Origin of the sequence: Micromonospora chokoriensis (assembly GCF_900091505.1) — a bacterium.
Taxonomy (GTDB): domain Bacteria; phylum Actinomycetota; class Actinomycetes; order Mycobacteriales; family Micromonosporaceae; genus Micromonospora; species Micromonospora chokoriensis.
Genome location: NZ_LT607409.1, coordinates 4296042 through 4309439 on the forward strand (window position 1 = coordinate 4296042; position 13398 = coordinate 4309439).

General features: G+C 73.6%; 14 protein-coding genes. 12 read left to right on the forward strand and 2 right to left on the reverse strand.

All coding sequences use genetic code 11. From position 1 onward, the window contains the following. Position 1 precedes the first annotated feature (1 nt). From GA0070612_RS19800 to GA0070612_RS19835, 8 genes are all read left to right on the forward strand, one after another. Positions 2 to 400: a 6-pyruvoyl trahydropterin synthase family protein gene (locus tag GA0070612_RS19800; protein ID WP_088989265.1), complete on the forward strand. Its 399-nt coding sequence runs from the start codon at positions 2 to 4 to the stop codon at positions 398 to 400. Next, positions 400 to 1479: a glycosyltransferase family 4 protein gene (locus tag GA0070612_RS19805; RefSeq protein WP_231924673.1), complete on the forward strand. Its 1080-nt coding sequence runs from the start codon at positions 400 to 402 to the stop codon at positions 1477 to 1479. The genes GA0070612_RS19800 and GA0070612_RS19805 overlap by 1 nt, the downstream gene beginning before the upstream one ends. Further along, positions 1476 to 2294 carry a class I SAM-dependent methyltransferase gene (locus GA0070612_RS19810; RefSeq protein WP_088989266.1) on the forward strand — a complete coding sequence of 273 codons (819 nt, stop codon included), beginning with the start codon at positions 1476 to 1478 and terminating at the stop codon, positions 2292 to 2294. Before GA0070612_RS19805 ends, GA0070612_RS19810 begins: the two co-directional genes overlap by 4 nt. A gap of 66 nt (positions 2295 to 2360) precedes the next feature. Next, positions 2361 to 3299, forward strand: a complete 939-nt coding sequence (locus tag GA0070612_RS19815; RefSeq protein WP_088989267.1) for a lysylphosphatidylglycerol synthase transmembrane domain-containing protein — start codon at positions 2361 to 2363, stop codon at positions 3297 to 3299. 57 nt (positions 3300 to 3356) lie between these two features. After that, entirely contained in the window at positions 3357 to 4031 is a 675-nt protein-coding gene (locus GA0070612_RS19820) for a GTP cyclohydrolase II (RefSeq protein ID WP_088989268.1), read from the forward strand. Next, complete coding sequence (locus tag GA0070612_RS19825) at positions 4028 to 4735, forward strand: RibD family protein (RefSeq protein WP_088989269.1); 708 nt, start codon at positions 4028 to 4030, stop codon at positions 4733 to 4735. Before GA0070612_RS19820 ends, GA0070612_RS19825 begins: the two co-directional genes overlap by 4 nt. A gap of 195 nt (positions 4736 to 4930) precedes the next feature. Further along, a complete protein-coding gene (locus GA0070612_RS19830; protein ID WP_088989270.1) occupies positions 4931 to 5485 on the forward strand; it encodes a DinB family protein in 555 nt (184 codons plus the stop codon). Next, a complete protein-coding gene (locus tag GA0070612_RS19835) occupies positions 5485 to 5799 on the forward strand; it encodes a hypothetical protein (RefSeq protein WP_157742552.1) in 315 nt (104 codons plus the stop codon). The genes GA0070612_RS19830 and GA0070612_RS19835 overlap by 1 nt, the downstream gene beginning before the upstream one ends. A gap of 24 nt (positions 5800 to 5823) precedes the next feature. On the opposite strand, the gene GA0070612_RS19840 is transcribed toward GA0070612_RS19835, so the two are convergent. After that, positions 5824 to 7353, reverse strand: coding sequence for an FAD-binding oxidoreductase (locus GA0070612_RS19840; RefSeq protein WP_088989272.1), 1530 nt, complete (start codon positions 7351 to 7353; stop codon positions 5824 to 5826). Between the two features lie 84 nt (positions 7354 to 7437). On the opposite strand from GA0070612_RS19840, the gene GA0070612_RS19845 reads away from it, so the two are divergent. The 4 genes from GA0070612_RS19845 to GA0070612_RS19860 all read left to right on the forward strand — a co-directional run bounded on the left by GA0070612_RS19845 (position 7438) and on the right by GA0070612_RS19860 (position 12137). Continuing rightward, positions 7438 to 8283 (forward strand): TetR/AcrR family transcriptional regulator, encoded by an 846-nt coding sequence (locus GA0070612_RS19845; RefSeq protein WP_088989273.1) that lies wholly within the window; start codon positions 7438 to 7440, stop codon positions 8281 to 8283. Then, positions 8258 to 8710, forward strand: coding sequence for a GNAT family N-acetyltransferase (locus GA0070612_RS19850; protein ID WP_231924262.1), 453 nt, complete (start codon positions 8258 to 8260; stop codon positions 8708 to 8710). The genes GA0070612_RS19845 and GA0070612_RS19850 overlap by 26 nt, the downstream gene beginning before the upstream one ends. A 102-nt stretch (positions 8711 to 8812) precedes the next feature. Next, complete coding sequence (locus GA0070612_RS19855) at positions 8813 to 11527, forward strand: Hsp70 family protein (protein ID WP_088989274.1); 2715 nt, start codon at positions 8813 to 8815, stop codon at positions 11525 to 11527. Positions 11528 to 11564: 37 nt separating this feature from the next. Next, positions 11565 to 12137 (forward strand): nucleosidase, encoded by a 573-nt coding sequence (locus tag GA0070612_RS19860; protein WP_088989275.1) that lies wholly within the window; start codon positions 11565 to 11567, stop codon positions 12135 to 12137. Between the two features lie 3 nt (positions 12138 to 12140). Here GA0070612_RS19860 and GA0070612_RS19865 read toward each other — a convergent pair whose 3' ends face one another. Continuing rightward, positions 12141 to 13319 (reverse strand): low temperature requirement protein A, encoded by a 1179-nt coding sequence (locus GA0070612_RS19865; protein WP_157742553.1) that lies wholly within the window; start codon positions 13317 to 13319, stop codon positions 12141 to 12143. Positions 13320 to 13398 lie beyond the last annotated feature (79 nt).

The following is a 13398-nucleotide window of genomic DNA, read 5'->3' on the forward strand; positions in this document are numbered from 1 at the left end:
AGTGTTCAGCGTGACCGTTCGGGATCACATCATGATCGCCCACAGTTTCCGGGGCGAGGTGTTCGGCCCGGCCCAACGTCTGCACGGTGCGACGTTCGTGGTGGACGCGACGTTCCGCCGGCCCGACCTGGACGCCGACGGCATCGTGGTCGACATCGGCCTGGCCACCGAGCAGCTGAGGGCCGTACTGGGCGAGCTGACCTACCGCAACCTGGACGACGAGCCGGCCTTCGCCGGGCTGAACACCACCACCGAGGTGCTGGCCCGCACGATCGCGGACCGGCTGGTCGAGCGCGTGCAGGCCGGCGACCTGGGAGCGGGAGCGCGGGACCTGACCGGCATCACCGTCACCCTGCACGAGTCGCACATCGCCTGGGCCAGCTACGAGCGGTCGCTGTGATCGATGCCGGGCGGGCGGCGCCCGCCGACGGGTCGGACACGACCGGCCGTTCGGTGTACGTCGTCCTGCCCGGCGACATCGACGATCCGGCAGCTCCCAGCGGGGGCAACACCTACGACCGGCGGATCTGCGCCGGGCTCGGCGCGCAGGGCTGGTCGGTGCGCGAGCACCCGGTGCCCGGCGCGTGGCCGGACCCCGACCCGCTCGACCGGGCGAAGCTGGCCGGCGTCCTCGCCGCCCTGCCCGACGACGGCGTGGTGCTGCTCGACGGCCTGATCGCCTCGACGGTGCCGGACCTGCTCGTCCCGCACGCCCGCCGGCTGCGCCTGGTCGTCCTCGTGCACCTGCCCCTCGACGACGAGGCGGAGGCCCGCGCACTGGCCACCGCGCGGGCCGTGGTGACCACCAGCGAGTGGACCCGCCGCCACCTCGTCACCCGCCACCCGACCCTCGCCGACCGCGTCCGGGCCGCGCCGCCCGGGGTGCGACCGGCGGCGGCGGCACCCGGCTCGGTCACCGGCAAACGGTTGCTCTGCGTCGCGGCGGTCACCCACCACAAGGGGTACGACGTGCTCGTCGACGCCTTGTCCACGGTGGTCGGGCTGCCCTGGACGATGGTGTGCGCGGGCACCCTGCACCGGGAGCCGGATCTGGTGCGACGACTGCGCGAGCGGCTCACCGGCGCGGGCCTCACCGAACGGGTGCGATTCGCGGGTCCGCTGACCGGTGCGGCGCTGGACGCCGCGTACGACGACGCCGACCTGCTGGTGCTGCCGTCCAGGGGGGAGACGTACGGCATGGTCGTCACGGAGGCGCTGGCCCGCGGCCTGCCGGTGCTGGCCACCGACGTCGGCGGGCTTCCGGAGGCGCTCGGGTACGCGCCCGACGGGGACCGGCCGGGCCTGCTGGTCGCGCCCGACGACGCGGCCGCGCTGGCCGGGGCGTTGATCAGGTGGTTGACCGACGACGCGCTACGCGTCCGGCTGCGGCGGGCCGCCCTGGCCCGGCGCGACACCCTGACCGACTGGCCGGTGACCACCGCGTTGCTGGCCGCCGCGCTGGAGGAGGTGGCGGGATGACCGTCGAGGAGACCCTGTCGTTCGCCGACTGGCTGCGCCTGCGCGAGCCGGCCGACGCGGCGGCGCGGGCCGAGGACCTGCTGGACGCCGTCCGCCCCCGGCTGGCCGGTGCGACCCCGACGGTGATCCACGACCTGGGCAGCGGCACCGGCTCGATGTGCCGTTGGGTGGCCGCCCGCCTACCCGGCCCACAGCACTGGGTGCTGCACGACCGGGACGCGGAGCTGCTCGCCCGGGTCGCCGAGGGCATGGCCGGGGTGGTCGCCGCCGACGGCGCGCCGGTGACCGTCAGCACCCGCTGCGGTGACCTCACCCGGCTCGACGCCGCCGACCTGGCCGACGCCTCCCTGGTCACCGCGTCCGCTCTGTTGGACATGCTCACCGCCGACGAGATCGAACGGGTGGTGGCCGCCTGTGTCGGCCGGCCCACCCTCTTCGCCGTCTCGGTGACCGGGCGCGTCCTGCTCACCCCGGCGGACCCGCTGGACGCCGAGGTCGAGGCCGCGTTCAACGAGCACCAGCGGCGGACCGTCGACGGTCGACGACTGCTCGGCCCGGACGCCGTGGCCGCCACCGTCGCCGCGTTCGCCCGCCACGGCGTCGACGTGCGGGAACGGCCCAGCCCGTGGCGGCTCGGCCCGGAGCAGGCCGACCTGGCCGCCGAGTGGCTGCGGGGTTGGCTGGGCGCGGCGTGCGAGCAGCGCCCCGAGCTGGCCGGCCCGGCCCGGGCGTACGCCCGTCGTCGGTTGGACGAGGCGGCGGCCGGACAGCTCACCGTGCTGGTCGAGCACAGTGACCTCCTCGCCGGTGGATGAACCGTTCACGCCCTGGGTACGTGGACTAGGGCAAGTGGACGATCTTCAAGGGGAGGGCCGACGCCGATGTTCTGGGCCTGGGCACGAGTGGTCGGTGGGGTGGGTCTGCTCGCCGTCCTGGTGTGGCAGGTGGGCAGCGGCCCGTTCCTCGCCGGGGTGCGGCTGATCGACGCGCCCGCGTTGGGCGCGGCGCTGGCCATCGGGGTGCTCACCACTGTCTGCGCCGCCTGGCGGTGGAGTCTGGTCGCCGGCGGCCTCGGCGTACGGCTGCCGCTGGCGACAGCTGTGGCGCACTGCTACCGGGCGGTGTTCCTCAACGCCACCCTGCCGGGCGGGATGCTCGGCGACGTGCACCGGGCGGTACGCCACGGCCGAGACGCCGGTGACGTGAGCCGGGGCATCCGCGCGGTGGTGTGGGAACGTACCGCCGGGCAGGTGGTCCTGGTCGGCGTCGCGCTGGTGGTGCTCGCGGCCTTCCCGTCGCCCGTGCGGCAGTATCTGCCGCTCGCCGCCGCGGTGCTGGTCGGAGGCGGGCTGGTCGCCGTGCTGGTGGCCCGGGTCGTGCCGAACGCCGGCCCCTCCCGGTGGGCACGGGCGCTGCGTACCGCCGTGGCGGACGTGCGCGCCGGCCTGCTGGCCCGGCGGACCTGGCTCGGCGTGTTGGTCGCCTCCGCGGTGATGGTCGCCGGTCATCTCGCCACCTTCCTGGTGGCGGCACGGACCGCCGGGTCGGACGCCCCCCTGTCGCGGCTGCTGCCGTTGACACTGCTGGCCCTGCTCGCCATGGGCCTGCCGTTGAACGTCGCCGGCTTCGGGCCCCGCGAGGGGGTGGCCGCGTGGGTGTTCGGCGCGGCCGGGCTCAGCGCGGCCGAGGGTGTCGCGACCGCGACCGTCTACGGCGCACTGGTGTTGGTCGCCAGCCTGCCCGGAGCCGCCGTGCTGCTGGCCCGGCGATCCCGGACCCCGGCCCCCGCCCGGGAAGCCGCCTCCGCTGGCGGGTGTTGAGTGGGTGGTGAGACGAACGCGTCACCGTGTGTCGGTGACGCCGGACAGAGGAGTCCCATGCCCGAAGCATTGCCGGTAGCCACGATCCGTACGCAGGTCACGGTGCCGCTGACGTTCCCCAACGGCTACGCCACGACCGCGCGGGTGTTCACCTTCAAGGGTCTGGTGGACGGTCGGGAGCACCTGGCCTTCGGCCTGGGCGACTGGGCGGGCGCACTGGACCGGCTCGCCGGCGGCGGAGAGCCCCCGCTGGTCCGCCCGCACAGCGAGTGCCTGACCGGCGACGTGTTCGGCAGCCAACGCTGCGACTGCGGGCCGCAGTTGCACGAGGCGGTGCAGAGGATCGCCGAGACCGGAGGTTTCCTGCTCTACCTGCGGCAGGAGGGCCGGGGCATCGGCCTGTACGCCAAACTCGACGCGTACGCGTTGCAGGACGCCGGGCTGGACACCTACCAGGCCAACGTGGCGCTGGGGCGCGGCGAGGACGAGCGGGACTACACGGTCGCCGCGCAGATGCTGGCCACGCTGGGCGTGCCGCGGGTCCGACTGCTCAGCAGCAACCCCGACAAGGCCGAGCAGTTGACGCGGTTGGGCGTGGACGTCGCCGAACGGGTGCCCACCAGCGTGTTCCTGTCCCCGGCCAACGCCGGTTACCTGGCGGCCAAGGCGGCCAAGGCCGAGGCGGCGGAAGCGCTCACGACCCGCACCTCCGACCGGCCCGCCTCCCGATGAGCGGCCGGTCGGAGTCCACGCGGCCGTACGTGCTGCTCAGCTGCGCCGCGTCGATCGACGGATACATCGACGACGCCTCCGACCACCGGCTGCTGCTCTCCAACGAGGACGACCTGGACCGGGTCGACGCGGTCCGGGCCAGCTGTGACGCGATCCTGGTCGGCGCCGGCACGGTCCGCCGCGACAACCCTCGGCTGCTGGTGCGCTCGGCGGACCGACGTGCCGAACGGGTCGCGGGTGGCCGACCCGAGTCGCCCGCCAAGGTCACGGTGACCGCCCAGGGTGACCTGGACCCCACCGCGCGCTTCTTCACCGCCGGCGAGGCGACCCGGCTCGTCTACTGCGCCACCGGCGCGGCGGAGAAGACCCGGGAACGCCTCGGCCGCGTGGCCACCGTTGTCGACGCGGGGGAGCCGGTCGACCCCGACTGGATGTTGACCGACCTGGCCGCGCGGGGCGTACGGCGGCTGATGGTGGAGGGCGGCGGGACGGTCCACGCCCAGTTCCTCACCGCCGGTCTCGCCGACGAGCTGCACCTGGTGGTCGCTCCGTTCTTCGTCGGTGACGGGCGGGCGCCCCGGTTCGTCGGCGAGGGTCGTTTCCCCTGGCACCCGGGCCGTCGCGCCCGGCTCGCCGAGGCCCGCCAGATCGGCGACGTGGTCCTGCTCCGCTACGCCCTCTCCGACCGCTGCCCCGCCGCCTGATCGTTCGCGCCGGCTTGCGGGCCGGAGCGGTATTCACCGCGAGCGTGATGCCACTGCGGCATAGTGATGCCACACCGGCATCACGCTCAGCGCGATTATCCTGTCGACGGCGACGCCGTCGCGAGATCTTGGACAGTTTCCGTTACGCGTGGACGGAAACTGTCCAAGATCTGCGGTGTCCGGCAGGATAGCCGGATGTCCGTACCTTCCCTTGCCCTCCTGCGCTGGCAGTTCGACCTGGCCTGGTCGCTGTTCGAGTACCACCTCGACCGACTCGCGCCCGACGACTTCCTCTGGGAGCCTGCCGCGCACTGTTGGTCCGTGCGGTGTGGCGCTGACGGCAGTTGGACCCCGGACTGGGCCGACACCGAACCCGACCCGATTCCGGTGCCGACGATCGGCTGGCTGACCTGGCACCTGGGCTGGTGGTGGACGGTCACCATCGATCATCTCCGGGGCCGACCGCCTCGGGAGCGCGTGGATGTCGCATGGCCGGGCGCGGGGGAGCCGGCCGTCGTCTGGCTGCGGGGGATGCGGACCGAGTGGTTGGGTGTTCTCGACAGTCTCACCGAGACCGACCTCGACAGCGTCGCCCCGTTTCCGTGGCAGAACGACACCGACCACACTGTCACGCACACGATCGGCTGGGTCAACGCCGAGTTGATGAAGAACGTCGCCGAGATCGGTCAGCTCCGGCTGATGCGTGCCGCACAGTCCATCTCTGCTCACCAGACTCCCGGGAGGTTCTGATGGGCGCGGATGGCTTCTCGTTGCGTGGTGGTGTCCGGGTCGTCCCCAGGACTGGTGGTGGTGTACGCGCCGACTCGGGCTGGCCGATGGCCCGACTCCGGGCGGACCGGGACTCCATCGTGCTGCGGGAGATCTGGGCGGGCACGTTGGTGGTCACCGCCGACAACCTGGTCGCCATCCGACGCCACGGAAACACGGGTGTGGAGTTCGAGGTCAATGATCACGATGAGCTGTGGCTGTTCACGGCACTTCGCGTCGATCGATTGACCAGCGGGTTGACGGCGCTCGGATGGCGCGTCGGACCGTCCGGTTGAACGCTGTTCGACATCGGTGACCGGTCAGCGTCCGGGTGGTCGTACCGACAGGTCGTGGTGGAAGACGTCACGGGGATCCCAGCGGGCCTTGACCTGTTGCAGCCGGGGGTAGTTCGCGCCGTGGTAGAGGTCCGCCCAGGGGCGGGCCGCGCCGACGAGGTCCACGTCGGGGTAGTTGATGTAGGCGCCACCCGGGGGTACGCCGTCGGTGTCGGCGTACATCTCGCTGTAGAACTCCCGGATCCAGGCCAGGTGCCGGGAGTCGGCGGTCGGGTCCGCCCAGCCGGCGAGGTAGAACAGCAGCATCGACGCGTCCCGGCGCACGCTGGCGGTGGCGGTCGCAGGCACCGCGTTCGTCGCTCCGCCGTAGGTGTTCAGGCTCAACGAGCCAGCCGGCAGGTCACCGTCGCGGGTGAGGTGCCGGTAGGCGACCTGTAACTGCCGTTCGGTCAGCGGCGCGCGATGGTAGGCGGACTTGACCTTCAGCCGCCAACCCTTGCCGTCGTCGCTCTCACCACCGAGTGTGGCGGCCAGCCAGGGCAGCGTCTCCGACGTGACGGTGGGGGTGACGCCGACGCCGTCACCGCAAGCGGCGACGAGTTCGTCGAACAGGTGTCGGCTGTCGTGCGGCACCTGCCCGGTGAGAGTGTGACCGCCGGCCTGCGGGCGGGCGAGGACGAGCTCCGCGTACAGGTGCCTGCCTCGGGAGCCGGGTGCGCTGTGGTGGGCGCACCAGCGGCCGAAGGTGCCGACGAGCCGGCGGAATCCCCGCTCGGACATGCCGGCCCACGGCCAGGTGACGGTGAAGTCGAGCACCCGCGCGGGTGGTGTGGGCAACGTGCGGAACCAGTACCTGGTGACGACCCCGAAGGTGCCGCCGCCCCCGCCGGTGTGCGCCCACCACAGGTCGCGGTGCGGATCGGTGGGCTCCCGGGTGGCGACCACGGCGCGAGCGGTGCCGGCGCGGTCCACCACGACGACCTCGACCGCGTACAGGTGGTCGACCACGAGTCCGTGCAGCCGGGAGAGCCGACCGTAGCCGCCACCGGCGATGTGACCGCCGACGCCCACTCCCGGGCACGATCCACCCGGGAAGGTCACTCCCCAACCCAGGAAGAGCCGGCGGTACGCCTCACCGAGCGTCGCGCCCGCCTCGACGGCGAAGCCGAACCCGCGCGGATCGTGGTACACGTCGGTCAGGCCCGACATGTCGATCACCATCCGGACCGCCGGATCGTCCACGAACCCCTCGAAGCAGTGCCCGCCGCCGCGTACCGCCACCCGCCGGCCGGTGCGGACCGCGTCCTGCACGGCCGAGACGACCTGGTCGGTCGAGCCGACCACGCGTACCTCGTCGGGTGTGCCGACGAAGCGTCGGTTGCCGCGACGGACGAGGTCGCCGTACCGGGGATCGTCCGGCAGCACCCGGACCGGGCCGAGTGGTGGCGCGCAACCCTTCGACGGTGGAGAGGCGGAGGCCGGGGACGGACAGAGGACGGCGGCGGAGGCGACCGCGCCGGCACGGAGCAGGTCCCTGCGGCTGGGCGGATTCATGCCGTCGATCCTGTCGTCGCAGGCGGACCGGGTGGAGTACTTTCGTCACACGACGTGCCGTGACGAAAAGGGAGGCGGCCACGGGTGAGCGTCCGGTGTGTCGAGTGCGGAGCCGACCTGCCCAGCGGCCCGGGCCGTGGTCGTCCCCGCCGCTACTGCTCCCGGCGTTGTCAGGCCCGCGCGTACCGCAGGCGTCGCGAGCACGGCCCGGCCACGACGCCGCGTCGCATCCCCGACCGGCCCGCTCCCGCCGGGGGCGACCCCCGCGACCGGCTGGTCGGCCTCGCGGTCGAGCTGGCCGACTCCGGCGGCCTGGACGCCGTCTCCATGCGGGTGCTCGCCCAACGGGCCGCCATGCCCGCCCACGCGGTGTACCGGCACGTCCGCAACCGGGCCGAACTGCTCGGCGCGATGGCCGAGCGGATCACCGCCACCAGCGCGCCGAGCGCCACGCCACCGCCTCGGGAACCCCGCCAGCGGCTCGAACGTCTGGCGGACGACGAGTGGGCGATGTACCGCCGCCACCCCTGGCTGCTGGCCGTCCTCGCGACCGACCGGCCACCGACCGGACCGGCGGTCCTCGCCATGGTCGACCGCGTCGTGGCAGCCTTCACCAGCGCCGGATACGACCCCGCCGACGCGTTCCGCGCCTACCTGGCGTTCAGCGGCTACATCCAGGGCATGGCCCTGCTCATCCGCCGGGACCCCGACGACACCACCTACCCGGCGTGGTGGTCGGCGACCCGCCGCCGGCTGGAGCGCACCGGCCGCACCCGGACCCGGCCCTGGCTCGCCGCGGCCGGGCAGACCACCCCCGACACCGACCTCGACGCCTGGTTCCACTTCGGACTAAGTGGGCTGCTCGACGGCCTGCTGGCGGATCCCGCTGGGTATGGTGTCGAGCGTGCCCACACTGGTGACGATCACTGAACACAACGTGGAAGCCGCGTGCCGGCTGACCGTACGACCCGACCAGGAGAAGTACTCGTCTCCGGTCGCCTGGTCCCTCGCCGAGGCGTACGCGCAACCCGAGATCGCCTGGCCACGTCTGATCATGGAGGGTGACGAGATCGTCGGCTTCCTGATGGGCTTCTTCGACATCGAGTGGGACCGACCGGACGACAGGCGCTCGGGCCTGTGGCGGCTGAACATCGCCGCCGAGCAGCAGGGCCGGGGGTACGGCCGCTACGCCGTGGACGCCGTCCGCGCGGAGGCCCGCCGGCGAGGACACGACCGGGTCTACACCACCTGGGAATCGGGAGAGGACGGCCCGGAGGGGTTCTACCTCAAGCTCGGGTTCCGCCCGACGGGGGAGACCAGCGGAGGTCAGATCGTCGCCGCCCGCTCCGCCCACTGAGCCGGGATCACCGGCCTCCCGGACCGAGTGCGCGGTCAGGCGGCGCGGCCTGCGTACGATGCGCTGTCGAATTCCCCTCGTCTCGGCGGAGGTAACGGGCAGATGGCAGGCCAGCACGAGGGTTTCGCCCTCGGCGTCGACCTCGGCACGTCCAACACGGTCGCGGTGCTGCGCTGGCCGGACGGACGGACCCGTCCGCTGCTGATGGACGGTCAACCGCTCAGCCCTTCGGCCGTGTACGCCGACCCGGACGGCACCCTGCACACCGGCTGGGACGCCCGACGGCTGGCGCAGACCGACCCGGCCCGGTTCGAGGCGAACCCGAAGCGTCGGGTGGACGAGCCGACGGTGCTGCTCGGCGACCGCTCGTACCCGCCGGCCGACCTGCTCGCCGCGGTGCTGGCGGCGGTCGGGCGGGCTGCGGTCGGTGCCGTCGGATTCCTGCCCCCGGCCGTCCTCACCTGCCCGGCCGCCTGGGACGCGACGCGACGGCAGGTGCTGGCCGACGCGTTGCTCCTCGCGGGCTGGCCGCAGGTCGCCGAGCACACCCTCGCCGGGCCGACGCCGCCGGGCACCCGGCTGCTGCGGGAGCCGGTGGCCGCCGCCCGCTACTACACGCAGGTGTTGCAGAGGCCGGTGCCGGTGGGCGGCGCGATCGCCGTGTTCGACTTCGGCGGCGGGACGCTCGACGTCGCGGTGCTGCGCAACGAGGGCGCCGACCCGTGGGGCGACTCCGGGTTCCGCGTCGTCGCCGACGGTGGCCTGCCCGACCTGGGCGGTCTCGACCTCGACGCCGCGTTGGTGCGGCGGGTCGGCGAGGTGGTCGGTGCGCGGCACGCCGCGCAGTGGGCGAGGCTTCTCCGACCGGCGGACCCGGCGCAGCGCCGCGACCAGGTGCGGCTCTGGGACGAGGTACGGGGTGCGAAGGAGACGCTGTCCCGGTCCACTGTCGCACCGGTGGCGGTGCCGGGGGTGGCCGAGGCGGTCCAGTTGACCCGGGCCGACGTCGAACGGGTGGCCACGCCGTTGCTGCGCCGGGCGGTCGAGCGTGCCCGGGAGGTGATCGCCGAGGCCGGCCTGCGTCCCGATCAGCTCGCCGGGTTGTTCCTCGTCGGTGGCTCGTCCCGGATCCCGCTGGTGGCCCGGATGCTGCACGCCGAGCTGGGGATAGCGCCGACGGTGCTGGACCAGCCGGAGTTGCCGGTGGCCGAGGGCGCGTTGACCGACCTGCCACTGCGCAAGCCGCTGGCTGTCCCGGCCCACGCGGGACAGCCGCCCGCGCCGAGCCCGCCCGCGCCAGGCTCTGCGAGCCCGCCCGCGCCGAGCCCGCCCGCGCCCGCCGCGCCCGCCGCCGCGCCGGCCGTACCGTCGCCGCCCTGGCCCGGGTCGACCCCTCCGGCGGGCCCTCCGCCCGGGCCGGACCGGGCCGGCGTCACGGTGCCCTCGGCCGGCGGCGCGGCCCGCCGGCCCCGGGCGCGCTGGCTCGTGCTCGGGGCGGTGCTGGCACTGGTCGGGGTGGGTGCCGCGACGGCGCTCTACCTGACCCGGGACCGCTACCCCGACCTGGAGTTCCGGTCGTTGCGCGAGCTGTCCCGGCCGGCGGCCGGCGCGGAGCGACCGACCGACATGTGGACGGCGGTCCTCGGTGACCGGGCCTACCTGGGGTTCCCGCTTCCCGACGACCGCATGGAGGTGGTGGCCGTCGACGCCGCCACCGGCGACGAGGTGTGGCGCGAGCGGACCGACGCCCGGGCGGCCGGCTGGGAGTCGATCATCGCCGTACCGGGAGGGGTCGCCGTGCTCGCCGACGCCCCCGGCGACAGCACCCCGCGCCCGCTGGCCGTGCTCGACGGTCGGGACGGCCGGCAGCGGTGGCAGCGCGCGGTCCGCGGCGACGACGACGTCTTCTTCGCCGACGACACGGCGGTGCTCGTCGACCGGAACGCCGGCCAACTCGTCGGCCTGCGGCTGAGCGACGGCGCGCAGAAGTGGACCCGGGCCAACCCCGGCGACCAGTACGGCGGCAATCGCACCGTGGTCCGGCCGGTCGGCAGTGCGGAGGCGGCGGGAGGGTCGGCCTTCTTCGACGGCACGCCCCGCGATCCGTGGACGGGTCGTGGGCGGCGACTCGTGCAGGTCGGTGCGGACCGGTCGGTGCGACTGGTCGACATGGCCTCCGGTCGGGTGCTGCGCCAGTGGGGGAGCGTCGCCGACCTCGACGACCTGGTGGTCGCCGACGGGGACCGCCTGTATGTGGCCGCCAACGAGGGCGGGTACCAGTTGCTGGCGTACGACCTGGGTTCCGACGCGGCGCCGGTGGTGCTGCACCGGGCCGGCAACGACCGGTACCGCCCGAAGGAGCTGATCGCCTGCGGCGAGCGGCGGGCCTGCCTGTTGCAGGTGCCCGACAACGATGCCGAGCGCACCGAGGTGGTGACGGCAGCCGAGGGCGAGCCGGCGAGGCGCTTCCCGGCGCCGAGCGCAACCGGCCTGGTCGCCGTAGGTGAGCAGCTGCTCGCCCAGCGGGAGCACCCGGAACCGGCCCTCACCCTCTTCGACAGCGACGGCAAGCCGGTGCTGCGGGACCGCGACGGGGTGGGGGTGCGGCTCGACGCGGGCAACCTGCTGGTGTTCGCCGAGGCGCCCAGCACGGTCACTGACGACCGCGCGCTGGCCGGCGTGTGGGCCGAGTCCGGCGAACCCGACGAATTGGGCGAGCTGAAGGACGTCCGGAGCGCGTCCTGCTCGTGGAGCACCCACGTGATCGCCTGCGGCGCGGAGAAGGACTTCGTCCTGTACCGCTTCGCCGACGACTGACGTCGGCGACCGAGGAACCGGCCCGTACGATGCTCCGGTGAATCTTCGGGGTGCGGTCCGGGCCGATCGTCCGCTGGTGGTGCTCGCTGTCGGGGAGGAGGCCCGTTACCTGCCGCCCGACCTGCCGGTCCTGCTCACCGGCATGGGCAAGGTGAACGCCGCCAGCGCGGTGGCCGCGGTGCTCGCCGCCGGGCCGCGTCCCTCCCTGCTGCTCAACCTGGGCACGGCCGGGGCGTTGCGGCCCGGGTTGGCCGGCATCCACGAGGTGGCCACGGTCCTGCAGCACGACCTGGACACCGAGTTGCTGCGGTCGCTGACCGGCGAGACCTACGGGGCGCCGCTGTCGCTGGCCTCCGAGGGCGCGGTGCTGGCCACCGGTGACACGTTCGTGGCCGACGACGCGGCGCGGGACCGGTTGGCGCAGCGCGCCGACCTGGTCGACATGGAGGGGTACGCGGTGGCGTGGGCCGCCGCGCGGGCCGGCGTGCCGTGCCGACTGGTCAAGCAGGTCAGTGACGAGGCGGGCGACGGCGCGGCCCGGACCTGGCGGGAGTCGGTCGACGCCTGCGCCCGGGACCTCGCCGAGTGGGCCGGTCGGCACCTGGGCTGAGGCTCACCCGAGCGGTCGCCGCACCTGGAGGCCCGGCCTGGTCTCCCGGACCGCCCCGGGGATCAGGACGTGACCTGCCAGCCCCAGCGCGACGGCCACGACGACCAGCACCGGCGGCCAGTCACCGGCCCAGGGCAGCATCAGCAGCGGCAGGACCAGGCAGGAGATCCGCCACCACGGCACGTGCATGGACACCAGCAGGGTGAACAACGCGCGGCCCACCACGAACAGCGCCGGGCCGCCCACGAGCAGCACGAGCCACTGGACCGGCGTCGTCCCGGTCGGCCGGGAGACGACCAGGTCGAACGAGGCCGCCGTGGCGACCACGCCGGCCAACATCACCAGATGGGTGTACGGGGCCACCCGCGCCGGACGGCCTGCCCTCGCCCCGGCCTCCAGCAGTTCACCGGCCCGGAAGACGTAGACCTGCCAGAGCAGCAGCATGACGGCGAACGCGCAGAACAGCGAGGTGATCCGGATGCCGTCGAGGTCGGTGCGGCTGACCCGCATGGTGGGCACCAGGATGATGTCGCCGAGGGCCAGGATGACGAACTGCTGGTACCGCTCGCCGAGGTGCCCGGTGGTCCGCTCGTACTGGTCGATCGGCACCCGGCCCAGCCAGGGCGTCGGATAGCGGGCCGCCGCGGACAGCAGGTCGATCACGATGGCGATGCTCCAGAGCGTCCAGTTCACGTCGCCGTCCGCCGCGCCGGTGATCCAGAAGACGCCGGACACCACGAACCAGAACAGGAACCGGGTGGCCCGGATGGTGGCCGCCCGGTGGCGCTGCTGATACAGCGACGTGATCAGGATGATGCCGCGGAGCACGTGCGTGCCGACGTACGCGACGGCGAAGATCAACGCGTGCCCGTCGGTGACCACGGGCAGCGACGCCGCCATCCCCACCGACCCGACCATGGCGATCATCAGGATGGCCTGGATGGGGCGTTGCTGCGGGTCGTAGAACTCGGTGGTCGTGGAGGTGACCGACCAGGTCCACCAGATGGCCGTCAACAACAGCAGCACCTTCGCGCCGCCGGACCAGGAGATGCTCTCGGTCAGCAGCGTCGAGGTCAGCGCGAGGGCGGCCACGAACACCACGTCGAAGAGCAGCTCCAGCAGCGTGGCCCGGGTCGACCCGTCCGGCCGGCGTACCAGCGCCGCGGTTCCTGCGGTGGTCATGCCCGGCCTCCCGCCGCCGTTTCCGAGGATTATCGGCGGCGGCGACGCGGGGTGTCCCCGGATCGACGATTCCCACCGG

Excerpts from the sequence above, each read along its gene's own strand:
- GA0070612_RS19810 (WP_088989266.1), top strand. The coding sequence starts at position 1,476 with ATGACCGTCGAGGAGACCCTGTCGTTCGCCGACTGGCTGCGCCTGCGC.
- GA0070612_RS19815 (WP_088989267.1), top strand. The coding sequence starts at position 2,361 with ATGTTCTGGGCCTGGGCACGAGTGGTCGGTGGGGTGGGTCTGCTCGCC.
- GA0070612_RS19820 (WP_088989268.1), top strand. The coding sequence starts at position 3,357 with ATGCCCGAAGCATTGCCGGTAGCCACGATCCGTACGCAGGTCACGGTG.
- GA0070612_RS19825 (WP_088989269.1), top strand. The coding sequence starts at position 4,028 with ATGAGCGGCCGGTCGGAGTCCACGCGGCCGTACGTGCTGCTCAGCTGC.
- GA0070612_RS19830 (WP_088989270.1), top strand. The coding sequence starts at position 4,931 with ATGTCCGTACCTTCCCTTGCCCTCCTGCGCTGGCAGTTCGACCTGGCC.
- GA0070612_RS19835 (WP_157742552.1), top strand. The coding sequence starts at position 5,485 with ATGGGCGCGGATGGCTTCTCGTTGCGTGGTGGTGTCCGGGTCGTCCCC.
- GA0070612_RS19840 (WP_088989272.1), bottom strand. The coding sequence starts at position 7,353 with ATGAATCCGCCCAGCCGCAGGGACCTGCTCCGTGCCGGCGCGGTCGCC.
- GA0070612_RS19855 (WP_088989274.1), top strand. The coding sequence starts at position 8,813 with ATGGCAGGCCAGCACGAGGGTTTCGCCCTCGGCGTCGACCTCGGCACG.
- GA0070612_RS19865 (WP_157742553.1), bottom strand. The coding sequence starts at position 13,319 with ATGACCACCGCAGGAACCGCGGCGCTGGTACGCCGGCCGGACGGGTCG.